This window comes from Streptomyces sp. BE303 (assembly GCF_036290945.1).
Classification (GTDB): Bacteria; Actinomycetota; Actinomycetes; order Streptomycetales; family Streptomycetaceae; genus Kitasatospora.
In genome coordinates this window covers 109,390-135,446 of record NZ_JAQYWZ010000850.1, presented here as the reverse complement: position 1 = coordinate 135,446, position 26,057 = coordinate 109,390, and the positions used below count along the sequence as shown (strand labels likewise).

Annotated in this window: 26 protein-coding genes; 12 read left to right on the top strand and 14 right to left on the bottom strand. The window is 75.1% G+C overall.

Going from position 1 to position 26,057, the window contains the following annotated elements:
* From PUR56_RS30105 to PUR56_RS30090, 4 genes are all read right to left on the bottom strand, one after another.
* Window positions 1-267, bottom strand: a 267-nt coding sequence (locus PUR56_RS30105; RefSeq protein ID WP_329876616.1) for an ATP-binding cassette domain-containing protein, incomplete at its 3' end; no start/stop codon positions are given.
* A gap of 86 nt (window positions 268-353) precedes the next feature.
* The gene (locus PUR56_RS30100) at window positions 354-1,199 is read right to left on the bottom strand and encodes a DUF4097 family beta strand repeat-containing protein (protein WP_329876600.1); all 846 of its coding nucleotides are present in this window, start codon (window positions 1,197-1,199) and stop codon (window positions 354-356) included.
* 84 nt (window positions 1,200-1,283) lie between these two features.
* Complete coding sequence (locus PUR56_RS30095; RefSeq protein ID WP_329876598.1) at window positions 1,284-1,799, bottom strand: toxin-antitoxin system HicB family antitoxin; 516 nt, start codon at window positions 1,797-1,799, stop codon at window positions 1,284-1,286.
* 722 nt (window positions 1,800-2,521) lie between these two features.
* Window positions 2,522-3,304 carry a glucosamine-6-phosphate deaminase gene (locus tag PUR56_RS30090; protein ID WP_329876596.1) on the bottom strand — a complete coding sequence of 261 codons (783 nt, stop codon included), beginning with the start codon at window positions 3,302-3,304 and terminating at the stop codon, window positions 2,522-2,524.
* A 260-nt stretch (window positions 3,305-3,564) separates the two neighbouring features.
* Here PUR56_RS30090 and PUR56_RS30085 point away from each other — a divergent pair, with 260 nt between their 5' ends.
* Window positions 3,565-5,169 (top strand): phytoene desaturase family protein, encoded by a 1,605-nt coding sequence (locus PUR56_RS30085; protein WP_329951266.1) that lies wholly within the window; start codon window positions 3,565-3,567, stop codon window positions 5,167-5,169.
* Window positions 5,170-5,201: 32 nt separating this feature from the next.
* Here PUR56_RS30085 and PUR56_RS30080 read toward each other — a convergent pair whose 3' ends face one another.
* A complete protein-coding gene (locus tag PUR56_RS30080; protein WP_329951265.1) occupies window positions 5,202-6,359 on the bottom strand; it encodes a winged helix DNA-binding domain-containing protein in 1,158 nt (385 codons plus the stop codon).
* A gap of 362 nt (window positions 6,360-6,721) precedes the next feature.
* Here PUR56_RS30080 and PUR56_RS30075 point away from each other — a divergent pair, with 362 nt between their 5' ends.
* Window positions 6,722-7,888: an alanine--tRNA ligase-related protein gene (locus tag PUR56_RS30075; protein WP_329951264.1), complete on the top strand. Its 1,167-nt coding sequence runs from the start codon at window positions 6,722-6,724 to the stop codon at window positions 7,886-7,888.
* Between the two features lie 126 nt (window positions 7,889-8,014).
* On the opposite strand, the gene PUR56_RS30070 is transcribed toward PUR56_RS30075, so the two are convergent.
* The 3 genes from PUR56_RS30070 to PUR56_RS30060 form a co-directional block, all read right to left on the bottom strand.
* Window positions 8,015-8,509 (bottom strand): hypothetical protein, encoded by a 495-nt coding sequence (locus PUR56_RS30070; RefSeq protein WP_329876588.1) that lies wholly within the window; start codon window positions 8,507-8,509, stop codon window positions 8,015-8,017.
* A gap of 190 nt (window positions 8,510-8,699) precedes the next feature.
* Entirely contained in the window at window positions 8,700-9,293 is a 594-nt protein-coding gene (locus tag PUR56_RS30065; protein WP_329951263.1) for an MBL fold metallo-hydrolase, read from the bottom strand.
* 149 nt (window positions 9,294-9,442) lie between these two features.
* Window positions 9,443-10,225, bottom strand: coding sequence for a hypothetical protein (locus PUR56_RS30060; protein WP_329951262.1), 783 nt, complete (start codon window positions 10,223-10,225; stop codon window positions 9,443-9,445).
* A gap of 195 nt (window positions 10,226-10,420) precedes the next feature.
* Between PUR56_RS30060 and PUR56_RS30055 the strand changes: the two genes are divergently transcribed.
* Together PUR56_RS30055 and PUR56_RS30050 are read left to right on the top strand one after the other, a co-directional pair.
* Complete coding sequence (locus PUR56_RS30055) at window positions 10,421-11,230, top strand: alpha/beta fold hydrolase (protein ID WP_329876582.1); 810 nt, start codon at window positions 10,421-10,423, stop codon at window positions 11,228-11,230.
* 357 nt (window positions 11,231-11,587) lie between these two features.
* The gene (locus PUR56_RS30050; protein WP_329951261.1) at window positions 11,588-12,382 is read left to right on the top strand and encodes a sortase domain-containing protein; all 795 of its coding nucleotides are present in this window, start codon (window positions 11,588-11,590) and stop codon (window positions 12,380-12,382) included.
* A 46-nt stretch (window positions 12,383-12,428) separates the two neighbouring features.
* Here PUR56_RS30050 and PUR56_RS30045 read toward each other — a convergent pair whose 3' ends face one another.
* Together PUR56_RS30045 and PUR56_RS30040 are read right to left on the bottom strand one after the other, a co-directional pair.
* On the bottom strand, window positions 12,429-13,379 hold the full coding sequence (locus tag PUR56_RS30045; protein WP_329951260.1) for a hypothetical protein: 951 nt from the start codon (window positions 13,377-13,379) through the stop codon (window positions 12,429-12,431).
* 178 nt (window positions 13,380-13,557) lie between these two features.
* A complete protein-coding gene (locus PUR56_RS30040) occupies window positions 13,558-15,240 on the bottom strand; it encodes a histidine decarboxylase (protein ID WP_329951259.1) in 1,683 nt (560 codons plus the stop codon).
* Between the two features lie 189 nt (window positions 15,241-15,429).
* On the opposite strand from PUR56_RS30040, the gene PUR56_RS30035 reads away from it, so the two are divergent.
* Together PUR56_RS30035 and PUR56_RS30030 are read left to right on the top strand one after the other, a co-directional pair.
* On the top strand, window positions 15,430-15,948 hold the full coding sequence (locus PUR56_RS30035; protein ID WP_329951258.1) for an Lrp/AsnC family transcriptional regulator: 519 nt from the start codon (window positions 15,430-15,432) through the stop codon (window positions 15,946-15,948).
* A 61-nt stretch (window positions 15,949-16,009) separates the two neighbouring features.
* On the top strand, window positions 16,010-16,573 hold the full coding sequence (locus PUR56_RS30030) for a DinB family protein (protein ID WP_329951257.1): 564 nt from the start codon (window positions 16,010-16,012) through the stop codon (window positions 16,571-16,573).
* Between the two features lie 419 nt (window positions 16,574-16,992).
* On the opposite strand, the gene PUR56_RS30025 is transcribed toward PUR56_RS30030, so the two are convergent.
* From PUR56_RS30025 to PUR56_RS30010, 4 genes are all read right to left on the bottom strand, one after another.
* On the bottom strand, window positions 16,993-17,286 hold the full coding sequence (locus PUR56_RS30025; protein ID WP_329876569.1) for a WhiB family transcriptional regulator: 294 nt from the start codon (window positions 17,284-17,286) through the stop codon (window positions 16,993-16,995).
* Window positions 17,287-17,452: 166 nt separating this feature from the next.
* Window positions 17,453-18,139 (bottom strand): Tat pathway signal sequence domain protein, encoded by a 687-nt coding sequence (locus tag PUR56_RS30020; protein ID WP_329951256.1) that lies wholly within the window; start codon window positions 18,137-18,139, stop codon window positions 17,453-17,455.
* Between the two features lie 245 nt (window positions 18,140-18,384).
* The gene (locus PUR56_RS30015; protein WP_329951255.1) at window positions 18,385-19,179 is read right to left on the bottom strand and encodes a HEAT repeat domain-containing protein; all 795 of its coding nucleotides are present in this window, start codon (window positions 19,177-19,179) and stop codon (window positions 18,385-18,387) included.
* A 97-nt stretch (window positions 19,180-19,276) separates the two neighbouring features.
* A complete protein-coding gene (locus tag PUR56_RS30010) occupies window positions 19,277-19,993 on the bottom strand; it encodes an NAD(P)-dependent oxidoreductase (RefSeq protein ID WP_329876563.1) in 717 nt (238 codons plus the stop codon).
* A 94-nt stretch (window positions 19,994-20,087) separates the two neighbouring features.
* On the opposite strand from PUR56_RS30010, the gene PUR56_RS30005 reads away from it, so the two are divergent.
* From PUR56_RS30005 to PUR56_RS29980, 6 genes are all read left to right on the top strand, one after another.
* A complete protein-coding gene (locus PUR56_RS30005) occupies window positions 20,088-20,771 on the top strand; it encodes a TetR/AcrR family transcriptional regulator (RefSeq protein ID WP_329876561.1) in 684 nt (227 codons plus the stop codon).
* Between the two features lie 375 nt (window positions 20,772-21,146).
* Window positions 21,147-22,199, top strand: a complete 1,053-nt coding sequence (locus PUR56_RS30000; protein ID WP_329951254.1) for a DUF4129 domain-containing protein — start codon at window positions 21,147-21,149, stop codon at window positions 22,197-22,199.
* Window positions 22,196-22,735, top strand: a complete 540-nt coding sequence (locus PUR56_RS29995; protein WP_329951253.1) for a hypothetical protein — start codon at window positions 22,196-22,198, stop codon at window positions 22,733-22,735. Before PUR56_RS30000 ends, PUR56_RS29995 begins: the two co-directional genes overlap by 4 nt.
* Before the next feature lie 118 nt (window positions 22,736-22,853).
* Window positions 22,854-23,948, top strand: a complete 1,095-nt coding sequence (locus PUR56_RS29990; RefSeq protein ID WP_329951252.1) for an AAA family ATPase — start codon at window positions 22,854-22,856, stop codon at window positions 23,946-23,948.
* Window positions 23,945-25,327, top strand: coding sequence for a DUF58 domain-containing protein (locus tag PUR56_RS29985; protein WP_329951251.1), 1,383 nt, complete (start codon window positions 23,945-23,947; stop codon window positions 25,325-25,327). Before PUR56_RS29990 ends, PUR56_RS29985 begins: the two co-directional genes overlap by 4 nt.
* The gene (locus tag PUR56_RS29980) at window positions 25,324-26,043 is read left to right on the top strand and encodes a hypothetical protein (protein ID WP_329951250.1); all 720 of its coding nucleotides are present in this window, start codon (window positions 25,324-25,326) and stop codon (window positions 26,041-26,043) included. The genes PUR56_RS29985 and PUR56_RS29980 overlap by 4 nt, the downstream gene beginning before the upstream one ends.
* Window positions 26,044-26,057: the final 14 nt, after the last annotated feature.

Here is a 26,057-nt window from a genome sequence, read left to right as displayed (position 1 = left end):
GGCGGCGCGTACCGCCTGCGGGGCGGCCGTCAGGTCGTGGCCCGCGATCCGGGCCTGCCCGCCGTCGGCGCCGATGAGCGTGGAGAGGATCTTGACGACGGTGGTCTTGCCGGCGCCGTTCGGGCCCAGCAGGGCGAAGACGGATCCGGCCGGGATACTCAGATCGATGCCGTCGAGCACGGTCTTGTCGCCGTAGGACTTGCGCAGACCGGTGGCGGAGATGGCGACGGGCGGCTGCGGGTCGCCACCTCGCCTGGGCGTGGGCATGACAGACGAAGGCACGGGGCCCTCCCGTTCGGGGCTGAAGCGGAGCTGAGGGAGTCGGTGGGGTGAAGCCGGTCCTGCCGCGGGCGTCAGGACCTGGCGCGAAGGATGTCGATGTTGCCGTACCGGGTGCGGGCACGGACCTCGACCGTCTCCTCGGCCTGCTCCGGGGGCGCGGAGTCGGTGAGCGTGTTGCGCACCTGCCCGGAGCCCGAGCTGACGTCGAGCCAGGCGGCGGTGCCCTTGCGGACGCCGACCTCGATGGCGCCGTAGGAGGTCTCCAGCTGGACGGCGCCGCGGACCACCTCACCCACGCGCAGGGTCCCGTGGGCGGTGGTGGCGGCGACCGGGCCCAGCGCGCGTCCGATGCTGATGTCGCCGTTCGCCCCGCTCACCCGCAGGTCGCCGGTCGCGGTGTCGACGGTCGTGGTGCCGTGCGAGTTCTTCAGGACGGCGGGGCCGTCGACGGTGCCGACGCGCAGACTGCCGGAGCTGGTGGTGATCTCGGCCGCACCCTCGATCCGGTCGACGGTGATCGAGCCGTGGGAGGCCGTGAGCGTCAGCGGACCGGTGGCGTCGAGGCGGACGTCGCCGGACGAGGTCTTCACCCGGGTCTCGCCGAGCCGGCCCTCCCCGAGGACCTGGGTCCACGAGCCGGTCATGACGACGTGCGAGCCCTCGGGCAGCTCGACCGTCACGTCGACGACTCCGGGGCGGCGGAGCGAGTTGCGCTGCTTGGGGGTCCTGACGGTCAGGGTGCCGCTCGCGTAGACGACCTCGGTCCGCTCGGCGGCCCGCAGATCCTGGTCCTTCTTCGGGTCGCGGGGCCGGACCTCGACGACGGTGTCGAGGCGGTCCGCCGCCGTGAAGCGGACGGAGCCGGCTTCCACGTGGGCGGTGACGGAGATCGGTTCGGGAGTGTCGAAAGAAGGCATGGCTGTACCGTCCTCGTGGGTCTCGGCAGCGTCCCCCCTGGTGGGACGCAGTACGTGGGTGGGGTGGTGCCGGCGGGCGCGTGGCTAGCGCACCCAGCCCGTGATGCTCTGTCCGACCGTTCGGGTCCTCTCCGTCGCCCGCGGGCGCGCGCCACCGTCGACCGCCACCGACACGGCCCGCACCAACCACGCGTTGACCGACAGGCCCTCACGGGTCGCGGCCTCCTCGGCACGCGCCTTGAGGTGCGCCGGCAGTCGCAGGTTGACGCGGGCGGTGCCGCCCTCGTCCCCGTCCGCGGACACCTGCACCCGGAACGGCTCGGCGGGCACGACGGGCGCTTCGGCGGGGCCGGCCGCCGACGGCGGCGTCACCACGAAGTCGGGGTCCAGTCCGCGCAGCCGCACGTCGACCGACCCCGGGGCGAGCTCACGGGTGACCTCGTCCATCGCCGCGGAGAGCACGTTGAGCAAGGTCAGACGAGTCGCCGATTCCAGCGGCAGGGTGAGCCGCTCGGCCAGCTCGCGGGCGCCCTCCCCACCGGCTTCGGCGGCCACCGCGAGTTCGCGACGGAGGTTCTCGACATACGGGGTGAGGTCCATGACGCCATGGTGGCACCACGATGGCGCCATACGCAAGCCCCTGCGGCACCCCGCGTGGCGCGGCCTCTGGGAAGACCACTCTGACCTGGTGAAACATGAAACCGGGAACCCGGATCGGGCCGACACCGCGCGGGCACCACCACCGCACCGGCACAGGGTGACACCGGGCGGCGCCGATGTGGCGCCGAATGGCACCACGTCGCACCATCGACACCAGCCACGCCCGCCGAGCCGGCGGAAGTGCTCGCACAGCCCGAACGGGAACGCGTCCTGCATCGAGGCGGCCGGCTTCCCCGGCGGGCTACGGGTACGCGACTCCGAGCAGACGGACACGGCCCGCGCTTCACGCCCCGGGCCCGGCGGCGGAGTCACCACGCCGTCGGGAGTTGTTGACCACCGACCCGGACGAAGGCCCCCCGGGCAGGCCGGCGCGCGCGTACGTCGGCGCCGTGCAGTGCATGACACGGTCGGGGAGGGCCGAACGTCAACCCGTTCGCGTCGAGGGAGCGGCCTCGGCGGCGGAACGACCGGTCAGCCGGTGCGGCCGGCGGCTCTCGATCCCGGGGTCGGACGCGCGAGGGTCGTCATCGCGCCGTCCGACGGCAGGGCGGCCCCGCTGCCGCGAGGGGCAGGCGGGACCGCCCGGCGGCCGGCAGCGGGGCTCGTCGGCGCGGGTACGTCAGCGGCCACGACGAGCCCGGCGGCTGCCGGACGGTGTACCTCTAGAGACCCTGCCAGGCGGGCTTGGCCGCGTAGGTGTCACGGAAGTAGTCGGCGAGCTTGAGGCCGGAGGCGGCCGCCTCGTCGACGACGACGGTGGCGTGCGGGTGCAGCTGCAGGGCCGAGGCGGGCACCAGCGCGGACAGCGGACCCTCCACCGCGAGGGCCACGGCCTCGGCCTTGGCCTCGCCCGTGGCGAGGAGCACCAGGTGGCGGGCCTCCAGGATGGTGCCGATGCCCTGGGTGAGCACGTGGTGCGGCACCTCGTCGAGGCTGTCGAAGAAGCGGGCGTTGTCCTCGCGGGTCTGCCGGGTCAGCGTCTTGATGCGGGTCCGGGAGGCGAGCGAGGAGCACGGCTCGTTGAAGCCGATGTGGCCGTCGGTGCCGATGCCGAGCAGCTGGAGGTCCACGCCGCCGGCCTCGGCGAGCGCGCGGTCGTAGTCGGCCGCCGCTGCGGCGATGTCCTGCGCGTTGCCGTCCGGGCCCATGAAGGAGGCCTCGGTCAGACCGAGCGGACCCACGACCTCACGCAGGACCACCGAGCGGTAGGACTCGGGGTGGCCGGCCGGGAGGCCGACGTACTCGTCCAGCTGGCAGATCCGGGCGCGGGAGGCGTCGACGGTTCCGGCCTCCACGCGGGCGGCGAGCGCCTGGTAGATCGGCGTCGGGGTGGAGCCGGTGGCCACACCGAGCAGGGCGTCGGGCTTGGCGGTCAGCAGATCGGCGATCGCTGCGGCGATGAGGCTGCCTGCGGCGGCGGCGTCGGGCACGATCACGATTTCCATTGGTCCACCATTTCTGGAGCGACAGTGAGGTCTAGACCATTCTGTCGTGAATCCCGCCCCCAGGTCCATTCCGCTCCCGGGGTTATTCGAGGCCGGGGCCGGTGCCGGCCCCGACGCCACGCTCCGGGCGAAGGCGACGCGCCCCGTCGGGGCGCCCAGTCGAGGCGCCCAGTCGAGGCGCCCGATGAGACACCCGATGAGACGCGTCTCGTTGACGCGCACATGTTCCCCGGCCGCCGCCGGTGCCGTAGCGTTGCCGTGTGAGCGCGCACCCGTCCCTCAGGTACGACGCCGTGATCGTCGGCGGTGGACACAACGGACTCGTGGCGGCGGCGTACCTGGCGCGCGCCGGACTCCGGGTCCTGGTGCTCGAACGGCTGCCGCACGTGGGCGGGGCCGCGGTGTCGGCCCGCGCGTTCCCGGGGGTGGACGCCCGGCTGTCACGCTACTCGTACCTGGTGAGCCTCCTGCCGCACCAGGTCGTCCGGGACCTGGGGCTGCGGCTGGACCTTCGGCGGCGCCGGATCACCTCGTACACCCCCACCCTCCGCGACGGGAAGCCCACCGGGCTGCTGGTGGACGCGGCCGATCCCGGCCGGACGCGGGAGTCGTTCCGGGCCCTGACCGGGACGGAGCGGGAGTGGGCGGCCTGGCAGCGCTTCTACGGGATGACCGGGCAGGTCGCCCGCCGGGTGTTCCCGACGCTGACCGGGCCGCTGCCCTCGCGCGCCGAGCTGCGCCGACGGGTCGCGGACGACGCCGCGTGGGAGGCACTCTTCGAACGGCCGCTGGGCGAGACGATCGAGCGGACCTTCGCCGACGACCTGGTGCGCGGAGTCGTCCTGACGGACGCGCTGATCGGCACCTTCACCCACGCCCATGACGCCTCGCTGCTGCAGAACCGCTGCTTCCTCTACCACGTGATCGGCAACGGGACGGGCGACTGGGACGTCCCCGTCGGCGGGATGGGCGCCGTGACGGACGCCCTCGCCGGGGCCGCCCTGGCAGCCGGTGCGGAGATCCGGACCGGCTGCGAGGTCACCGCCGTCGCCACCGCCGGCGTCGGCGACGCCGAGGTGTCCTACCGCCATCGGGACGGGGAGGCGACCGTGGCGGCGGGCCGGGTCCTGGTGAACGCCGCCCCCGCGACCCTCGCCCGGCTGCTGGGCGACGATCCCGGGCCGGCCCCGGAGGGCGCCCAGCTGAAGGTCAACATGGTGCTGCGCCGACTGCCGCGCCTCAGGGACGTCTCCGTGGATCCCCGGGAGGCGTTCACCGGCACCTTCCACATCGCCGAGGGCTACCGCCAGTTGGAGACGGCCTACACCGAGGCGGCGGCGGGCCGGGTCCCCTCGGCTCCGCCCTCGGAGATCTACTGCCACACCCTCTCCGACCCGTCGATCCTGGGTCCCGAGGCGATCCGGCAGGGGTTCCAGACGCTGACCCTGTTCGGCCTGCACATGCCCGCACGGCTCTTCGCCGACCCGGCGGCCAAGGAGCGGGCGCTGGCGTCGAGTCTGGCCCGGCTCGACGCGGTCCTGGCCGAGCCGATCGCCGACTGCCTGGCGACGGATCGCGAGGGCCGGCCCTGCCTGGAGGCCAAGACGCCGCTCGACCTGGAGCGGGAGGTCGGCCTGCCGGGCGGTCACATCTTCCACCGGGATCTCTCGTTCCCCTTCGCCGCCGACGAAGCCGTCGGCGAAACGGCCCAGGACCCCGGCGACAGCCCCGCAGCGCGTTGGGGCGTGGCGACGGACCGCCCCAACGTCCTGCTGTGCGGCGCGGGAGCGATCCGCGGCGGTGGCGTCAGCGGCATTCCCGGACACAACGCCGCACAGGCCGTCCTGGAGGACCGGGCCCGGTAGCCCCCGACGCACCGGGTCGTCGCGGGCCCGGTTCAGCCCGGCAGTACCCTGGTCACGCCCTCCGGGAGCCGGGGCCACCAGTGGTCGTAGCGGCGGTAGACGCGGGGCTCGCGGTCGGCCAGCAGTCCCGTCAGGGCGCGGGCCTCCTCGGCCAGGCCCTCCCACGCCCCGGCGGAGAGCTCGTGGAAGGCGGTGGCCTCGATGCCGTTCTCGACCGGTCGCCAGACCCCGGCGACGTGACCGTCCACCAGCAGGGTCGGCAGCACGTCACCGTTGTTGCGTATCACCAGCCGCCGGTAGTCCGGCGGGATCAGCCGGCTGCGGTCGGCGTACGCGAGCAGGACGCTGTCCCACATCGCCATCAGGCGGGGCGGCGCCGGGGTGTCGGCCGGCAGGCGCGGGGCGTCGGGAAGGTCGAACAGGGCTGTACCGTCCGGCCCTTGGAGCTGCTCGACGGCGCCGGCGGCCTCCAGCACGCGCAGCGCCGTACGCACCGGCGCCCGCTGTACGGTGGCGAACTGGGCGACGTCCGCGACGGAGGCCGGCCCGAATCCGGCCAGGTACCTCACGACGAGGGTCTCCAGCGCCTCGGTGTCCACCTCACGGCCGCCCGGTCCGGTCCGGGGCTCCTCCGGAGGGTGGGCCGCGACGAAGGAGGGCCGCGGGCCGAAGGACCACGGACCGCCCGTGACGGCGTGCACCAGCGGCGCGTACGCCCGCAGTCCCCACCACGCGCCCGCCTGCCGCTCGGCGCCGAGCCGTTCGCCCAGCCAGGCCTCCATCTCGCCGTTCGCGTGCGGCTGGTCGGCGAAGGACAGCAGCGACGGCACCAGCTCCTCGGCGTCGGCCGGGGTGAGTCCGGCGGCGGCGAAGCGGTTCCCGAGCCGGGCGGCGTACAGGGTCGGCCGCATCGCCCGGCGCAGGACCCGGTAGTCGTCGGCCCGGACCGCGTGCAGGGTGATCCGCATCAGGGTCGCCTTGAGGATCCTGCCGTCGGCGAACGCGGCGTCCAGCTCGGCCGGGGCGAAACCGTCGATCCGGTTCCACAGCGCCAGGTAGGGCGAGGCCGGGTGCTGCGCCTGCAGCGCGACCACCCGGCCGAGGGCCTCGACGACGTCCAGCGGCTCACGTCGCACCAGCAGTTGGCGGCCGAGTGTGGCCCGGTTGAGCTCCCGCGCAGTGATCTTCACGATCGAGCATTGTGCCGCCCGCCGCCGCACCGTCGCCACCGGGCCCGGCCGGGCCCGCCCGGCGCGTCCCGGGGCGTCCCTGGTCCCCCCGGCGTCCGGCCTCGGCGGAGCACGCACAAAAGGTGTGGCCCCCGGGCACGGGGCGCGTTAGCCTCGGGACCATGAACGTCATGGGCCGAAGCACCACCGCGACCGCGCGAGCGACCAGCTCGCCGGTTGCCGCCGCCTGACGTATCCCGTCACTCCCACCGGCCACCGGAAACGGTCCGCCGGTGGCTCCACGCGTTCGCGCCCCGGTTCCGTCGACCGGGCGGACCTGTTCTCCGGTGCCCTTCCCGCTGTTCCGCGAAGGAGCCCACCCCATGCACAGCGATCAGATCGTCCGCACGTTCACCGAGTACTTCGAGGAGCGCGGGCATCGCCGGATCACCGGCTCGACCCTGCTGCCCCCTCCCGGCGACCCGGTGCTGTTCACGACCTCGGGCATGCACCCGCTCACCCCCTACCTGGAGGGGCGCCCGCACCCCCTCGGCAGGCGACTGGTCAACGTCCAGCGCTGCCTGCGCACCACGGACCTCGACGAGGTCGGCGACCGAACGCACCTGACCGTCTTCGAGATGCTCGGCAGCTGGTCGCTCGGCGACTACGAGGGACCGTCGAGCCTCGACTGGGGCTTCGGGCTGCTGACCGACGGGTTCGGCATCGACCCGGGGCTGCTCCACGCCACCGTCTTCGGCGGCGACGACCGAACCGGCCCGGACACCTCCTCCCTGGAGCTGTGGCAGGAACGCGGGGTGCCGGTGGAACTCACCGTCGAGGACAACTGGTGGTCCAACGGACCGACCGGCCCGTGCGGCCCGGACTCGGAGATCTTCCTGTGGACCGGCGACACCCCGCCGGAGTCGACGCCGACCGGCGACGACCGCTGGGTGGAGGTGTGGAACCACGTGATGATGCGTCACCGCCGCCTCGACGACGGATCCCTCGTGCCGCTCCCCCAACGCAACGTCGACACCGGACTCGGCCTGGAACGGCTGGCCTCGCTGCTGCAGGGCCGGACGTCGGTGTTCGAGTGCGACGTCTTCGACCCCTGGCGCCGGCTCGTGCCACCGCTGTGGCAGCTGGACGAACCGTCACTGCGGCTGGTGTGCGACCACCTGCGCTCCGCCGTCGTCGTGATCGGCGACGGGGTGCGCCCGGCCAACACCGGCCGCGGCTACGTCCTGCGCCGGCTCGTGCGACGGGTGCTCACCGTCCTGCGGCGCGACGATCCGCGGCGCGGTCTCGGGGACCTGCCGGACGAGCTGATCCGGCACACCCTGGGCCGGTTCCGCCAGGACGTGGGGCAGGACGTCGTGCGGGGGGTGCTGCTCGACGAGGAGCAGCGCTTCGGCCGGCTGCTGGAGCGCGGACGGCGGATCCTGGCCCGGCCCCGCTTCCACGGACCGCTGGGCGAGGAGGACCTCCACTACCTCCACGACACCCACGGCCTCCCGCGCGAGCTCGTCCTGAGCCTGCGTCCGGAGTGACGGCCCAGGGCGTACCGGGCGCGGGGGCGGCGATCAGGGCTCCCGGCCCGGCGCCCCGGGGTGCCGGGGTGTCGGGATGCCGGGATGCCGGGGTGTCGGACCGTCACGGCCGGTGCCGGCCTCGGGTCAGGGGCGGTCGGCGGCTCGTTCGGGCCCGCTGTCCAGGCGGACCGCGCCGTGCAGCAGCAGCCCCGCGGCCCGGGCCTCGTCCAGCCGACGGGTGAAGACGCCGATGCCCTCCTCGGTCCCCAGCTCCATCAGGTCGGGCGGCCAGGTGCCCGGTGGCACCAGGATCACGATCACCCTGCCGCGCCCCTCGGCCGCCGACACCCACCCGGGCGAGGCCCGGACCTCGGAGGCCGGTTCCCAGACCTGTCGGCCGCCCACCAGTACGAGCCGCGTCAGCAGCGATCCGCGCACCTCCATCACGGCGGTGGTGGCGGGCGGCTCCCCCGCCGCCAGGACGAACCCGCTGTCCACCACGCTCTCGACGAACTCGCCGTACAGGTGCGGGCCGATCTCCACGATCACCTCCGCGAAGGGCACCCCGGCCGCCGACTCGTGCACCGCCAGCGCCCACACCATCGGCGCCGGTCCGGCGCCTTCCACGTCTTCCGCCATGCCCTGTCAACGAGCCGGACCGGCAACCGAACCGGGCAGGCCCGGAACGGCGCGCAGGGCGGTGCGGGGCGGCGGCGCGCGGAGGTCCGTCGACCTCGCGGACCCCGCCGCCCCGTGCGTCTTCGTGTCACCGAGGAATGTCCGCACGGCATTCCGCGGTCCGCGCCGCGGACCTCACAGGACAGAACAGCTAGAGCGGCGCGGCGTCGTCGGCCTTGAAGGGGCCTCCGTGGCCGGGCACGATCAGGTCGGCGGCGGCCAGCACCCGCAGCCGGGAGGCACGCAGGACCTCACGGTCGGGGGCGACGGGGTCGTCCGCCGGGCCCTCGGAGTGCCACCACAGGTCGCCGGCGAACGCCACCACGCCCGCGCTCGTGCCCGCCAGCAGCGTGATGTCCTCGGGGCTGTGCCCCGGGGTGCGGATCAGCCGCAGCGACGGGGTGAGTTCGTACCCCTCCGCGTCCCGGTTCCGCCACCGGTCGTCCGAGTACTCCACCTTGTGGTCGTGGACCGTCGCCCGTCCGAACAGGCCCACGTTCATGGTGTTGTCCGGGTGGTGGTGGCTGAGCACCACGTCGGTGATGTCGTCCGGGCCGAGGCCCAGTTCCGCGAGCGGGGCGAGGATGCGGTCACGGCTCGCGACCATGCCCGGGTCGAAGATCACGTGGCGGCCCGCGTCGGATATGTAGGACACGGTGGCGGCGACCCCGGGGCCGGTGGAGCCCACGTAGCCGGTGGTCAGGATGGTGTATTCGGCGCTGCGGCCGATCGGTGCGTCTGTCACGAGCACGATCATTCCGAATGAACGGGCCGCCCACCAGTGGCTTTACCTCGGACGATCACGGACTTCGTACCGCCCGGGCAGCGCCCCCGCTCCCCGGCCCGGCCCCGTCGGCCCACAACAACCGTTCCATGTCACGATCTTGACGCCGGCTATCGCGGACGGACCGTCTGTTCGGCCGTGGTTCCGCAGGGGTGGCAGGTCCAGGTGAAGAGCGCCGGGGAGTCGGGGGCGGAGAGGATGCCGTCGTAGCTGGAGTGCCCGGGGCCCGCCGAGGCGGCGCCCCGGCGGTGGTGGGCGCCGTCCGGGAATCCGGCCTGCAGGGGGCGCGGTGTGCCTTCGGGGCGCCGGGAGCTGAGGTCCCACGCCGGGTCGTCCACCAGGTCGGGAGTGCCGGGGCCGCCGGCGGTGCCCGGGGAGTCGGGGGTGGCTTCGAGGTGCGTGAACAGCAGGTTCCGGATCCGGAGGAGCCCGGTGTGCCACACCTGGACCGGTTGGGGGGCCGGTGGCGGCAGGACCGCCGGCTCGACGAGCCACGCGGCCGAGGACGACGGCGTCACCGGCGAGTCGAGGAACACCCCCAGGGAACGCGGGAGATCCGGGTGGTGGACGGCCATCACCAGCCGACCGGGGTCCCGCACGGGGCCGAAGCTGCAGACGGTGACCTGGACGCCGTGCTCGGCGTCGCCGAAGAGGCCGGGAAGGGCGAGCAGCGCGTCGCGGCGGCCGGGCTCCGTGAGGTAGACCAGCCAGGGCGACACGGATCCGGCCGGGCGCGGCGGACCCGGCCGGCGTTCGAGAGCCAGGACCGTGAACAGACCCGACGGGGTGTCCAGGACGCCGCCGTGGGAGAGGCGGGCACCGGGCTCGTCCAGGAGCGTCTCGGGCGCGCGGAGGACACGCAGGCCGCGGCCGGGGGTGCTGGTCTCGCTCATGTCGCGAACGTAACGGCGTGCCGGTGCGGCCGCCAGCGGTCGCACCGGCACGCCGACCGGGCGGGCGCAACGGCCGACCGCGCCGCGGACACGGCGGCCGCGGTCCGACATGCCGCGCCCGGCCCCGGGTCACCGACCGGCGGGCGGCGGCGCGGGAGACTTCCGAGGGGGTCGAACGAGACGGAGGGTCCAGCCGTGAGCAGTGCCGCGCCATTCCACACGTGGGACGTTCGGGAGGCGGGCCCGGCCGACGCCCCGCACCGGGTCCTGCTGCTGCCCGGCGGGCTGTGCAGTACGGCCTTCTACGAGGACATGACGGCCGCGCCGCCGCTCGCCGACGCACCGATCCGCCTGGTGGCGGCGACCGTCCCGGGCCACGCCGGGACGGTCGCGCCCGCGGACGTGTCGATGGAGCACTACGCGGCGATCACCGGTGCCTTCGCCGCCGAGCACGGCTGCACGGTCGTGGTCGGTCACAGCATCGGCGCGAACATCGCCATCGAGATGGTCGGCGGCGGGCACTTCTCCGGCCCGGTGGTGCTGCTGTCCCCGACGTTCTCGCGGCCGGACGAGTCCAGGGCGCTGGCGGTCGCGACGGCGATCGGACGCGTGCCCGGTCTCGGGGCCGCGGCCTGGCCGGCGATGCTGTGGCTGGCGCCGAAGGCACTCGCGGACAGCATCCCCGAGCGGCGCAGGCCGGCGCTGCTCGCCGATCTGAGGAAGAACTCCGCGCCGTTCTGCCGCCGGGCGATGGCCGAGTACTTCGCGTACCTGGACCGGCACGGTTCGCTGGTGCCCAGGCTGTGCGGCTCCGGTGCCCGGGCGTGGGTGGTGCGCGGCGACCGCGACGAGGTGGGCCTGACCGACGCCGAGCACGCCGCGCTGGAGGCCTGCCCGTCCGTGACCCTGGAGGTGGTCCCGGACAGCGGGCACCTGGTGATGGTGGAGCAGCCGCACGCGGTGGCGCGTCTGATCGCCGACGTGGTCCTCGGTCCGGACCGCTGACCGTCGGCGGGCCCGGCGGCGGCACGCACGGCGACGGTCGCGCGCGGGGCGGTGGCGCGCGGGGCGGTGGCGCGCAGCACGGGGCGCGCGGGGCGGGGCGCGCGGCACGGGGCGCGCGGGGCGGTGGCGCGCAGCACGGGGCGCGCGGGGCGGGGCGCGCGGCACGGGGCGCGCGGGGCGGGGCGCGCGGGGCGGTGGCGGGGCACCCCGGGCCCTGATGCGCGGACCGACGCAGGGGCGGTCAAGATAACGAGAGACGAACGTTTCGCCTCCGCCCGTCCTCCGCCCCGCCGCCGGGCGTCGCCGGTGAGGCACCATGGCGGCCCACGAACCACCCCCGGACTCCCCAGGATCACCGTGCCCGCACCCCAGCTCGTCGCCTCCGCGCTCGCCGGAGCGGTCCTCGCCCTTCTCGCGGGCTGCGCGGGCGGAGGGGCCGGCGCCGCAACGGCCGACCCGCCGACCGCGGTGTCGTCCCCCGCGAGCCCGCCCGGCGCCTCCACGAGATCCTCCGCGTCCGGCGCCGACCCCTCGGTCACCGGCTCCCCGGCCCCGGCTGCCACCCCCACCGCGCCGGCTGCCCCCACCGCGCCGTCGGCCACCGCCGCGCCGTCCGCTCCCGGCGGCACCGCCGCCCGCACCGGCACGGCCGTCCTCGCCATCCCCGCCATCGGACTGGCGGGGCTGAAGGTGGTGCCCTACGAGGGCACCACGGACGACGCGCCGGGGACCCGGATCCAGAACGGCGGGGTGGCGGCCAGCCCCTACGGCGAGCAGGGCGGCGTCGGCCCGGGCCAGGTGGGCAACTACCTGGTCACGGCGCACCGGCTCTCCGCGGGGAGCCCGCTGCGGGACCTCCCCGCGGTGCGCGACGGCGACGTCGTGCTGGTCACCCTGGACGGCACCGCGTACGAGTACGTGATCACGGGCACCAGGGCCACGTCGTTCCGCTCCCCGCGTTCCCTGGCCGAGCAGCGCGCGGCCGTTCCGGGGCATCCCGGCGAGGAGGCAGTCCAGCCGATGATCACCGTCTCGACCTGCGCCACGCCGGAGGACAACGCCGCGGGCAACCGCTGGCGGGACGCCAACGGCAACCCCGAGCACCGGATCGACAAGATCGGCGTCCTGCGCGCCACCCGGCCGGCCGGCTGAGCAGGCGCGGGCCCCTGATCGCGCCACCGGCTCCCGGCCCCGGCCGTCAGCCGACGCCGAGGGTGAGTTCCGCCGTGTGCAGCCGTCCCTCGGTCTGGAACTGCAGGAACACCCGCCAGTTCCCGGGCCTGCCGAACATCGCGTAGAAGGTCAGGTCCGGCCCGCCGTGGTCGCCGTCGACCCGGTCCGTCGGGTGGAGGTGGGCCAGCGCCCGGTCTCCCTCGTGGAAGGCGGTGAGGTGGGCGTAGCTGCCCAGATAGGGCTGGAGGGCGTCAACGGGTCGGCCGTCCCGGCTGACGGTGGCGGTGAGCCGGTGGGCGCCGGCCGTCGGCTCGCTCCGGAGGGCCACCGTGTAGCCGTCGACCGTGGTGGTGCCGGCCGGGGCCGGCAGCCGCACCGGGACGGCCTCGCCCGGCACGGTGACGGTACGGCTGAGCACGATCTCGCTGCCCCGCCGCGAGCGGGCGTCCGGGAGGAACGAGGCGTACATCCGCCAGCCACCCGGGCCGAGGGCGGCCAGGTCGGCGGTCCAGGTGCCGTCGGGGGCCATCACCGGGTGCAGGTGCTGGAAGCCCGTGAGGTCGCTGCGGATCGCGTAGAAGTGCAGCTTCCTGGTCTGGTGCTCGACGAACTCGGTGACCGTCCGGCCGTCCGGGCCGGTGAGGGTGAACGGGTAGGCCACCGCCCGGCCGGCGGGCAGCTCGGTGAGGTGCGCGTCCAGGCGGTAGCCGTCGCGCTCGGCGGTGAGGCCGTCGGGCACGTCCGGGACGACGGGGGACGCGTCGGTCGCGGGCCCTGCGGGGGCGGCGGGCATCGCCGTCGCGCCGTGGTCCGCCGCCGCCCGGCCCCCGTGCCCGGCGAGGGGGGACGACGCGCCGGCCGGGGGGACCGGCGGAGGGGCGGACGACGCGCAGGCGACGAGTCCGAGGAAGAGCAGCACGGGCACGCAGGAGGCCAGTGCCCAGCCGCGGGAGAGCGAACGGACGGAGGCGGGCATCGGCAGGTCCTTCGCGTACGGGCACGCCGGGGGGCGCCCGGGTGGGCAGGTGCGCGTGGCAGGGGCGGTCACCACAGCACAGGAGACCGCCCGACGACCGCCGCGATAACGAAAAGTTCCGCCCGGCGTCCTCCCGCCCGGGCCGGTGCTCGCCCGCCATGCCCGGGCGGGGGCCCCGCTACACGCCCGCGGGGCCGACCGGGGCCGGCGGGCCGGCCAGGACGGTGGGGTCCCCGGCGAGGTCGGCGAGCAGGGCGTCCAGCTTGGCGCGGTCGACCGAGGGCATCAGGAAGACGTGCACGTAGCTGCGCCGGGTGGTCTCGTCGCCCGGGACCGTCAGGACGTCCTGGGAGGAGAGCGACCACTTGGCCACCAGCTCGGGCCCGGGCCGCCGGAACCGCACGGTGACGGCGCCCGGCGTGCGGGCCGGCCAGAGCGCGACGCCGGTGCGCCGCTCCAGTTCCAGCAGGCGGGACTCCAGGTAGCCGGCCAGTTCCTGGGCCGAGCGGATCCGGTCCACCTGGTCCCGGTAGGAGTGCCGGGACAGGTGGTCCCAGAGCACGAGCGGGGAGAACCCGTTGCGCGAGCCGGCGAAGGTGGTGTCCGGTGCGCCGATGTAGTCGGGCTGGGACGGCGGCGAGATCTGGTACTTCACCTTCGTCATGTAGATCCCGCACGGCCACGGCGCACCGGGCCACTTGTGGCCGCTCATGGCGATCGAGGAGACCATGTCGACGTCGCCGGACCGCTCGGTGGGCAGGGTGAGTCCGAAGTCGAACTCCGGTGTCGCGGCCTCGGGCGACCAGCCGTACGCCGCCGGGTCCTGGGCGGCGAGCCGCAGGAACGGCGCGTAGCCGGCGCCCAGGGCGCCGTCGACGTGGATCCAGAAGCCTCGGCGCACGTCGGACAGCGGCTCGCCGGTCCGCGGGTCGGTGCCGTACACCACCTCGCGCCGGACCAGGCCGTGGCGCTCGAAGATCGGCAGCAGGCGCTCGCAGACCCCCCGGACGTCGTCGTGGGCGCCCTTGAAGGTGCTGCCGAGGTTCAGGCCGACGAAGACCGGGTGCCCCTTGGCGGCGAAGAACTCGACCAGCGCCGCGAGGGCGTCGACGTCGATCTCGCCCGGGCCGTCCCAGGACAGGCCGGACGGGCCGGGGCGGGAGGGCACCTCGGTGGGCCAGGCGCGGCGGCCGGTGACCGGATCGGCCAGCGGGCTCTCGTCCGGGTACCGCTCCAGGCCGACGGCGTGGAAGGTCTCGACGCCCAGCACCTGGACGGCCTTGGCGAAGGAGTAGTGGGTGTCCTCGGAGTAGAACGCGACCGGTCGGTGCGCGTTCGGGTTGTGCCGGTCGGGCGTCGCCCGGACGTACCGCAGCGCGTCGAGGGGGGCGGCCGGTGCCTGGATCAGCGCCTTTCCGCTCAGGTAGTCGCGGGCGTTCCAGAGCGCGTACATGTTGCCCTCGGTCGACCCCATGGAGAGCATGTAGCCCCAGTACGACTCGGGGTCCGCGGGGTCGTGCGGGCGCCGGGCGTTCCACAGCGTCGCGTAGTAGTCGAGTACGGCGCGCTCGACGACCTTGGTGTTCGGCTTGTAGCCGCCGCTCCGGAACGGGTCGCCGAGGTTGTTGATGTTGTTCGGCATGAACCGGGCCAGGTCGAGCGCGCAGCCCTGCATGTCCTGGGTGGCCTGGTAGCCGACCAGGTGCCGGCGCTTGCGCGACAGGTAGGCGTCGACGGTGTCCAGGGCGCGCACGCGCCGGGCGTCGTCCAGCCCGCTCTCGGGGAGCGCGAAGTCCCGGCCGTCCAGCTCCGGACCGGGGTCGGCGGCGGTCGCGGCGGCGAAGGTGGCGGTCGGGCTCATGGGCGCGGCACTCCCGGGTCATCGGTCGGCCGGTCCGCGGACGGGGATCGGCCGAGCGGCGAAACGGCGTTCGCGGCTCGCCGACAGAATGGAACTTCCACGCGCCGGGTGGAAGATCTCCCGAAGAAGATTCGGTTCCGGTGCGGGAATCCTTGCGCATCGTCGGAATCTGCTGGGATTCTGTGCGCCGTGCCGAACAATCAGCAGGCCCGCAGGACGCCCGTCGACGACATCGACCGGACCATCATCCGCGCCCTGGCCGACAACGCCCGGATGCCGAACAACGCCCTGGCCGAGGCGGTCGGCGTCGCGCCCTCGACCTGCCTGGCCCGGGTGCGCGCACTGCAGGAGCGCGGGATCATCCGCGGGTTCCGCGCGGACGTCGACCCGGCGGCGATCGGTCTCCCGCTCCAGGCGATGATCTCGGTCCGGCTCCGGGCGCACACCCGGGAGCAGAACGAGAGCTTCCGCAGCACCGCCCCCGACCTGCCCGGCGTCCTCGCGGTCTTCCACATGGCCGGGTCCGACGACTACCTGCTCCACGTGGGGGTCGCCGGCCCGGAGGGCCTGCGCGACTTCGTCGTGGACAACCTGACGACGCATCCGGCGGTGGCACAGACCCGGACCAACCTGATCTTCGAACAGATAGCCGGCCGCCGGTACCTGGCTCCGGAGCCGCGACGGAGGACAGTCGCGGACACGATCTGACCTACACGGCTCCTACGGTGGTTCCTGTCGACGGAACGCACTACCGACGAAGGCGGAGACCATGAACGACATCACGACCCTCGACCGGGCCACCACCACGGAGGCCGCACCGGTCGCCACCGGCGAGCGGGCCGACCTGCTGGACATGCTCGGCCAGCAGCGGGGGTTCCTGCGCCTCACCACCCAGGGCCTGACCGACGAACAGGCCGGGCGGCGCACCACCGTGAGCGAGCTCTGCCTGGGCGGGCTGGTCAAGCACGTCGCGGCGGTCGAGCGGGGCTGGGTGGACTTCATCCTGTCGGGCCCGTCCGCGATGCCGGACTTCACCGCCATGACCGAGGCCGACTGGACCCGGCGCGAGAACGAGTTCAAGCTGCCGCCCGGGGAGACGCTGGCCGGTGCGCTGGCCGACTACGCCGAGGTCGCCCGCCGGACGGACGAGCTGGTCGCCGTGCTCCCCGACCTGGACGCCTCGCACCCGCTCCCCAAGGCCCCCTGGTTCGAGGGCGACGTGCGGTGGTCGGCCCGCCGGGTCCTGCTGCACATCGTGGCCGAGACGGCGCAGCACTCGGGCCACGCCGACATCATCCGCGAGGCCCTGGACGGCGCGAAGAGCATGGGCTGAGCTCTCGCCCGCTCCGGCGCGCCCCGCGACCCGGCGTCGGGCCGGGCCGGCGGGCAGGCCCCGGCCTGCGGAAGCGGCGCGCCGAACCGCGCGGCCACCGGAGGCGCACGGGTGACGGGTCAGTCCGGCGGCTCACCGGGGCCGGGGTGCCCCGGATCGGGCACAGGACGGGGCCGCGCCGGGCGGGGCGGTTCCGGCGGGGGCACGGGACTGCCCGGGGGCCGGGGAGGGTCGGGCGGAAGGGGCGGCCGGATCGGCTCGGGCGGTTCCGGGTGCGGCGGTGTCCCCGGCGGGGGCGAAGGGTTCGTGGTCATGGCGTGGTGCTCCTCTCCGGTCCGGGGCCGACTCCGCCCGGGACCAGCGTTCTCTCTCGGCCGCGTCCGGAACGGAGGCCGTGGTGCCGCGGGTCCGACGACCGGTCAGGTCCGCGCCTGCACGCCGGGGTCCCGCAGGACCGACCGGCGCTCCTCCGCGGAGAGCCCGCCCCACACCCCGTACGGTTCACGGGCGGCCAGGGCGTAGCGCCGGCACTCGATGCGGACGGGGCAGCGGGCGCAGACGGACTTGGCGGCCTGCTCGCGCTGCTCGGCGGAGGATCCCCGCTCGTTGACGGGGTGGAAGAACAGCCTGGTGTCGGCGGAACGGCAGGCACTGCGGAGCTGCCAGTTCCAGTGGTGCTCGGACGCCCCGGGCAGGCGGGATATGTCGGTCACGGCGAGTTTCCCTCCGTTGGCAGCGGTCGACACCACCCGTCTAACCGCCCTCAGGACTTTCATGCCCGCCGGATCCGGGAGAACGTGGACCGCCGCCCGGACGGCCCCCGCCGGTCCGGGCGAGCGGCTGTCCGGGCGGGGGCTGTTTCGGGGCGGGGGCCGGAACTCAGTTCACGTGGACCGGCGGGCTGCCGGCCCGGCTGGTGTCGACCAGCGGCCCGTAGGTGGCGGAGAAGTACCCCTCGCCGGGACAGAGGCCCGACCCGCCGCTCTTGACGAAGCGCTCGTTGCGGAAGGCCAGGCTGTGGGTCGCGTTGTCCGCGGTTCCGGTGAAGGCGCCGCTGAGCTGGTAGGTGCAGGTGAGGGTGCCGAACCAGGAGTTCAGGACGGCCGAGGCCTGGATCGGTCCCGCCGCCCCGGGGGTGAGGACGACCGGGAGGCCGGCGCCGCCGCCGACCGCCACGTGGTACGCGAGGTTGCCGACCGTGAGGCTCCTGACCGACGTGACGCCGGTGACGTTGGCCGTGCACGCGCCGAAGGTCAGCCCGGTCAGGGACTCCGTCGCGGTGCCCGGCGCGGCGGGGTTGCCGAGCACCCGTGCGGTGAACGGCGAGACGCCGCAGCTGACCCCGGTGGAGCCGTCGGCGGTCGAGGAGAAGGTGGCCCTGGAGCCTGCGGCGAGCGGGGCGACCAGGACGTCGCCCACGGCGACGGCCGGCCCGCCGGCGCCGCCGGTGGTCAGCACGGACACCTCGGCGGCCGTGCGGGAGGCGGCGGAGGCGGAGGCGGGGGCGGCACCGGCGGTCAGCGCCGCGGCGACGGCCACCAGGGCCGGAAAGGTGCGAGTACGCATGGGAAAGCCTCGTCTCGGTGAGGGCGCGAGAAGGCGGACGTCCGACGCTCGCCGGACAGTCGGGGACGTCACGGCGAGCTGACTACGTTGTAGGACCGTGTCCGCGCACCGTCAAGGAGCTGGACCGCACTTGCTGACAATTCGTCAGCAAGTGCGGTCGCCCGAAGCGGCCCCGATGCGGCCCCGGCGCCGCTTCGGGCGACCTGCGTCGGACCCCTCGACGGTCGGCTCCGAAGGGTCAGTGATCACTTCGGTGCACGGGCGTCCTCGACCGCTCGCCGCACGTCCGGGTGCGGGTCGTCGACGAGGCTGTCCAGCAGTTCGCCGACCCCGGGTGTGGACCATCGGCCGACGGCCCACGCCAAGTCCCCCCGCACCGTGGGGTCGGGGTGGGCGGCGAGGTGGGCGAGACGGTCGAGCGGGCCGCGCCGGCGCATCCCGAGCCAGTACAGCGCGTCACGGAGCGCGGCCGGGTCCCCGGGGTCACCGGCTTCCGCGATCCGGTCCAGCAGCACCCCGACCGGCGGGGGCGGGCCGTCCAGCGGGTGCGGCAACCGCTCACGCAGGCGCCGCCCGCCGTACTCGCCCCGCACCCGGCACCCTCGGCAGGTGCACGGGCGCGAACCGTGGGCGCCGGGCACGTAGCGCCAGCCCGCGACCTGCGGCGGGGTGCGGACCCTGTGCACTTCGCGCGGACGGATCGCCCGGGGCACGAACACCTCCCACCCGCGGGGATCCGCCACCCCGGCGATCCGCCGCACCGCCTCCGCCGCGGAGAGGGCCGGCTTCGCCTGGTCGGCGTAGCGCCCCACCAGCACCTGCTCGGCGTCATCGAGACGCAGATGGACGGCCACCATCCCGCCCTGGCTGCCGAATCGCGCCAGCTCACGCAGCCACTGGTGCGTCAGGGTGTACGACGGCAGCACCGGAAAGCAGTACACCCCGCGAGCACCGCCCTGCCCGTGGCTCACGGCACGGATCCCGGACCGCCGGATGCGCGGCACGTTCGCCGCCGAGGTCAGGTGCACGAACATCGCCATGACCCGGCATGCTAGACGACCGCCCCGCAGGCCGTCGAAAGCACCTCGGGAGGCGGTCCGGCACCACCGCCTCCCACGGTCGATCGCCCAGGCCGGCCTAGCCGGGGCCGTCCGGGGCGGCGGTGCGGGCGAGGGCGGCGGGGGTCAGGCGGCCGACGATCGCCGGGGCCTCGTGGACGAGCGCGTCGTCGGTGAGCGCCTCCACCATGAACAGCGCGAAGTCCACCCGTCGCGTCAGGTTGCCGGCCAGGACCGGGTCGCCCACGTGCCGGCTCCACACCGGCAGGCCCTGGCTCTCGCCCTCCTCCAGGTCGCTGCCGCGCACCACGGTCCACCGGGTGTCGCTGGCGAAGACCCTCCGGCACGCCTCCACCTGGTCGTCGATCTCGACGGCGCGGACGAGCTTGCCCAGCACGGCGACGATCCGGAGGGCGGTGGTGAACAGCCACGAGTACCGGTCCTTGCCGTCCCGGGTGATGTGCCACCCGCACGAGAAGACCAGGCGCGCACCCGGCCGTGCGTGGTCGAGGACCGCCTGCGCAGTGCCCGACGCGTACTGCTGCACGCCCCAGGGCACGAGCACGGTCAACACCCCGTCGCACCCGGCGACGGCCCTCCGGATCACCTCGGGGTCGTTCGTCGCTCCGGGGACGACGGTCATCCGCCCTTCGAACGCGGCCAGCTTCGGCACGCTGCGCTCCCGGCACACGCCGACCACCTCGTAGCCGCGGTCCAGCGCGTGCCTGACCATGTACTGCCCGAGCTTCCCCGAAGCCCCGACGATGCAGACCTTCATCACACGATCCGTGCCCATGGCGCAGCCCCTTCGCCGGCATGGTGACCTTATGGTGTAAGGCACGTTAGCCTTATGCTGTAAGGCAGTCAATGGGAGCGGAAGGAAGAGGCGGATGCCCGAGGCAGGCAAGGGCCGGCGCGGGGCGGCGGCACGCACCCCGCTCAGCCGCGAGCGGGTGATCCGCACGGCGGTGGAGGTGGCGGACGAGAAGGGGTCGGCCGCGCTCAGCATGCGGGCCATCGCCCAACCGCTGGGGGTCGAGGCGATGTCGCTCTACCACCACGTGACCGGCCGGGAGGACATCCTCGACGGGATGGTGGACGCGGTGTTCGCCGAGATCGACCTGCCGCCGCGCGACACGGACTGGAGGAGTGCCACGCGCCACCGCGTGCTCTCCGCCCGCGCCGCCCTGCTGCGCCACCCGTGGGCCATCGGCCTCATGGACTCCCGCTCACGGCCCGGACCGGCGACCCTGCGCCACCACGACGCCGTCATCGGGGCGCTGCGCGCCGGAGGCTTCTCCGTCGCCATGGCCGCGCACGCCGTCTCGCTGGTCGACAGCTACCTGTACGGCTTCGTGCTCCAGGAGCTGAGCCTGCCGTTCAAGGGCGCGGCGGAGCTGGACGAGGTGGCGGAGGCCATCCTGCGCGAGATGCCCGCCGACGCCTACCCCCACCTCGCCGAGCTGGCCACCGAACACGTCCTCAAACCCGGCTACGACTACGCCGACGAGTTCGCCTTCGGCCTCGCCGTGATCCTCGACGGCCTCCACCCGGACGAGACCGCGGGGACCTGAACCGGACGTGTCCGCACCCGGTCACCGACCGGACCGCGACTGGGCCTGGTGGGAGCGGTCGCGCGGGCGTGGGCGCGCGGCCGGGCGCGAAGGGCGACGCCGGCGGCCGGGTGACACCCCCGGGGGCGCCGGCCCCACGCCGGACGCGGGCCGGTGGACGTGCCGCGGGACCGGCGGTCGGTCTGCGGATCGGCCCGGGGGTGACTGTCGACGGCCGCAACCACCTTGACCTGCACGCAAGTTGAGTGGCACGAAGCCACCGCCCGAAGGCGACGGACGGCCCGACCGCCAGGACTCGTGACAGTACGACAGGTGGTATGCGAAGCTGCACCCGGCGTGCATCGGTTCGCGCCACGGGGGCACGGGGGTATCCGCATGAACGACGATGCGGCGCGGAACGCGCGCCGATCGGGGCAGGTCGACACGGCACGGCCGGGCACCGGGCAGGTGTCCGGGGTCGTCCTGGTCGTGGCCGGTCTGCTGCTCGCGGCAGCCGCGCTCCGGCCGGACGGCGGGCTGCTCGGCACGGCCGCCACCGGACCGGTGGGCACCATCGGGTGGGTGGTGCTGCTCGCGCTCGGCTGGGTGGTCCTCGTCGGGCGCTACACCTCGCGTCTGCGCGAGGAGGTCCGTCACCTCACCGGGCCGACGCCCTGGGCCGAGCGACTGCGGGCGTGTGCCGTCACGCTGCTGACCGCCCTCGTCCTCGCGGTGCCGGTGCTGATGATGGTCCTCCACGTCCGCGCGAGGCCGGAGCCGGTCGCTCGCGACCTGCCCCAGGTGATGCCGACGACCACGATGCCGCCCGGGGATCCCGCGGTGGAGGCCGCACAGGACGACGCTCTGCACGGCGGCGTGCTGGCCCTGCTCGGGGGCATTCTGGTCCTCGTCCTGCTGGCCGCGCTCGTGGTCGCCGTCGCCCGGAGGTTCGGCCGGCTGCGGTTCTCCCGCCGGCCGCGACCGGGGGCCCCGCTGCCCGCGGCGCCGCCACGGCCCGGGGACGTCCTGGCCCTCGCCCTGGTCACCGGACGGCGCGCCCTGGTCGGCGACGACGCCCGGGCCGCCGTGATCGCCTGTTACGCGGCGATGGAGGGCTCGCTGGCGGTCTCCGGGGTGTCCCGGCGCGACTGCGACAGTCCGACGGAGCTGCTGGACCGTGCCGTTTCCCACGACGGGGTGGACCCCTTCCACACCCGGGCGCTCACCGCCCTGTTCCGCGAGGCCCGTTACTCCACCCACCCGATGGACGACACCCACGTGCAGCGCGCGCGGACGGCCCTCGACGCCGTCGCCGCGGGCCTGGAGAACCGGGCCGCCGCGCCCTCGGGCCCCACCGGACCGAACGGACCGAACGGGCCGGGCACGCCGGGCACGCCGGTCACGGCCACCGGGGCGGGCGTGACCGGTGCGCCGGGAGAGCACCGGTGAGCGCCGCCGGGCCCGAGCGGGCGGCACCGGAAGGACGACCGGAGGGCGCGCGGATCACGCCCGGCTCGATCCGGCACAGCCTGGTCGAGCTGGGCGCGGCGGCGGTCCTGGCCGAGATCCTGCTCGCCCTGGTCGGCGGCCTCCCCGCGGCCGGCGCCGGAGCGGTCGTACTGGTCGCGGCCGCCCTGGTCACCGCCCGCGTCGTCGCCGGCGCGGGCTTCGCGGAGGTGTCCCTGCGCCGCCGGCCCCGGCTGATGGAGAGCTACGGGCAGGGGCTCGGCGACTGGCGGTGGACCGTCCGCCAGGGGCTGGACCCGGAGGGGGACGGCCAGCTGCTGCGCCTGCGCCTCCAACGGCTGTTCGCCGCACGCCTCTCCGAGGCCCACGGTCTCTCCCTGGCCACCGACCGCGACCGGGTCGCCAAGTTGCTCGGGCCCCGGCTCTGGCCCTGGATCGACCCGGAGTCCCCGGCTCCGGCCCCGACCGTCCCCGCACCGGTCCTGCACGCCCTCGTCGACCGGCTCGAATCCCTGTAACCGCGCGGCGTCCCGGGCCACGGCCACACCCCGGGGCGCACCGTCCCCCCGGACCGGCGGCGGCGCCGCCGACCCGCCCCCACCACGACACCGCACCCATCAGCCTCTCAGGAGAGTCATGACCGCCGTTCCCCAGGCCACCGCCGACCCGGACGCCGCGCACGACCCGAACGGCCGCACCGGGACGGCCGTCCTGACACCGCACCAGGCGGGCGAGCGCGCACGCGAGGTGCTCCAGGAGGTCAACCGGGCGGTGGTGGGCAAGCCGGAGGCCCTCCAGCTGGTCATGCTGGGCGTCCTGGCCGGCGGTCACGTCCTGATCGAGGACCTTCCCGGCCTCGGCAAGACCCTCCTGGCGCGATCCTTCGCGACCACCCTCGGCCTGGACTTCCGCCGGATCCAGTTCACCCCCGACCTGCTGCCCTCCGACGTCACCGGCGCCCCGTTCTACGACCGGCGCAGCGGTGAGATGGTCTTCAGACCCGGCCCGCTCTTCACCCAGCTCCTGCTGGCCGACGAGATCAACCGCACCCCGCCCAAGACCCAGGCCGCGCTGCTGGAGGCGATGGCCGAGGGGCAGGTCTCCGTCGACGGCGCCACCCGGCGCCTGCCGCAGCCCTTCACGGTGATCGCCACCGCCAACCCGATCGAGTACGAGGGCACCTACGCCCTGCCGGAGGCCCAGCTCGACCGGTTCCTGCTGCGCGTCCGCATGGGCTACCTGTCCACCGGGCTGGAGGCGGACATGCTCCGGGCCCGCCTGGACCGGGCCACGCCCGAGCCGGTGCTGGAGCCCGTCAGCAGCCCGGCCGAGCTGCTCGCCATGCAGGCGGCCCTGGAGCGCGTCGAGGTGGACGACGACCTCGTCGCGTACGTGGTGGCGCTGGTCGACGCCACTCGCAGTGACCAGCAGGTCCAGGTCGGCTCCTCGCCCCGCGGCGGCCTCGCCCTGGTCCAACTGGCCCGCGCCCGAGCGATGTTGGAAGGCCGCGACTACCTGACGCCGGAGGACGTCAAGGCGCTCGCCGTGCCCGCCCTCGCCCACCGCCTCACGCTCCGGCCCGAGCTGTGGGTGCGCCAGGTCGAGGCGGACGACGTGATGGCCCGGCTGGTCGACTCGGTACCGGCCCCGCAGACCGTGCCGCGTGCGGCCGCAGGCCCGGGCGAGGGCCCGGGGCCCGGCGCCGTGGCCGCCCCCGGCGGCACGCGATGAGCGCGGCGCCACCCGCCGGCGGCCGGACCGGCACCGCGCGCACGTCCGCCGCCTCCCACGCCGCCGGCCTCCGGGTACTGGCCCGCAGCACCCGGGCCACCCTGGCCGGTCTGCCGAAGTCCCCGCCCTCCCCCCACTGGAGAGCCGGCGAGCGGACCCTGCGCCTGCTCACCGTGGCCGCCGCCGCAGCCGTCGCCGCCCTGGCCACCGGCCGCCCCTGGCTGCTCGCCCTGGCCGCCGGCCCCGCCGTCCTGCTCGTCCTCGCCGCCCCCGGGCCCGCCCGCCCCACGGAGCTCACCGCCGAGGCCACCGCCGAACCGCGCCGCTGCTTCGAGGGCGAGCAGGTCACCGTCCGGATCACCCTCCGGCACGACGGGCGGATCGGCCCGCTCGACCCGACCTTCTCCTTCGGCACCGGCCTCACCCCGGAAGCCCTCACCGTCGGCACCGACGGGATCGACCTGGTCCTCCGGACCGGCGCCTGGGGCCGCTGGACCCTGGGCGCGGTCGACCTCGACGTCTACGACGCCGGAGGACTCACCCGCCGCACCGTGCGCGCCGAACTGGGCGAGGTCGACGTCTTCCCGGTGCCCAGCGCCTCCCGGCTGACCCCGATCCCGGTCCGCCTGCCCGAGCGGATCGGCGAACACATCACCGCACACGAGGGCACCGGCGTCGAGGTCGTCGGCGTGCGCCCGCACGTACCCGGCGAGCGCCAGCGGCGCATCCACTGGCCGTCCACCACCCGCCGTGACGCGATCCAGATCAACCAGTTCGCCGCCGAACGCGCCGCCGACGCGGTCGTCCTGCTGGACACCCTCACCGACCTCCACGACGCGGCCACCGGCCTCTCCAGCCTGGACGAGACGCTGCGGGCGGCCGGCGGCCTCACCCGCGCCTACCTGCGGCGGCACGACCGCGTCGGGCTGATCGCCGTCGGCGGCCGGCTGCGCTGGCTCACCCCGGCCGGCGGGGACCGCCAGTTCTACCGCATGGTGGAGAGCGTGCTGGAGGTCCGCCAGGACCGGCGCCACCGCGGCCCCACCCTCCCCCGCCTGCCGCTGCCCGCACTGCCGGGCCACGCGCTGGTGTACGCGTTCACACCGCTGGCCGACCAGCGCATCCTCGACGTGCTCGGGCAGGTCCGCGAACGCGGCAACCCGCTCGTCGTGGTCGAGATCCCGTCCGGCGAACCGGCGACCGACCCCGGGGACGAGGTCGACGCCCTCGCCCTGCGCCTCTGGCACGCCGAACGCGAGGCGATGCGTTCGGCGTTGCGCGGCCGGGGCATCCCCGTGGCCCGCCACACCCCCGGCGAGGCACTCGACCTGGCGCTCGCTCCGCTGCTGCGCCGCAGGATCGGAGGACCCGCCCGGTGAACGCGTCCCGGACCACGCTCACGACCGACACCACCGCCGACACCACGACCGACGCGATGCCCGGCGCCGCGACCGGCCCGGCCCCGGGCCTCGACGCGACGGGGAGCGCGGCGGGGAGCGCGACGGCCGACCGACCGGGCCCGTTCGCCGCCTGGGCCCCCCGGCTCCAACGAGCCGCCGCCCGCTGCACGGGCGCGGCCCTCGCCCTGGCCGCCGCGCTCGGTGGCGCGGCCGACCGGTTCGGTCCCGCCGCCCCGGTGGCGGCCACCGCCCTCGCCCTCTGGGCCGCCGTTCCTCCCGAGGCCCCGGCGGCCCGACCGCTCACCTGGGCCGCCCGCCTCACGGAGGCCCGCACCACGGTGCTCGCCACCGGGTGCGTCCTGCTCGCCGCACTGGGCGAGCCGCCGTTCTGGCGGGCCCTGGCCGTCACCGTGCTGCTCGTCGGCCACCTGCTGCTGCTCGACGTCCTCGGCCCGCACGGCCGGGTCCTCGCACCGGCCCGCGCCCTGGTCGCGGTGGCGTCGTCGTGCCTGGTGCTGCCGGTGGCGTTCGCGCCGACGGCGGCGGGCGAGTGGTCCCGCCCCATCGCCCTGCTCGGCCTGTTCGCCGCCGCCTGGGGTGTCGGACTGGCCCTGTGGCCGCACCGCCACCGGCGTCCGCGCCGGTCCGGAACCCAGGACCGGGACCGGGACCGCGACCGGCCCGAAGGCCCGTGAACGGCGGCCGGTGG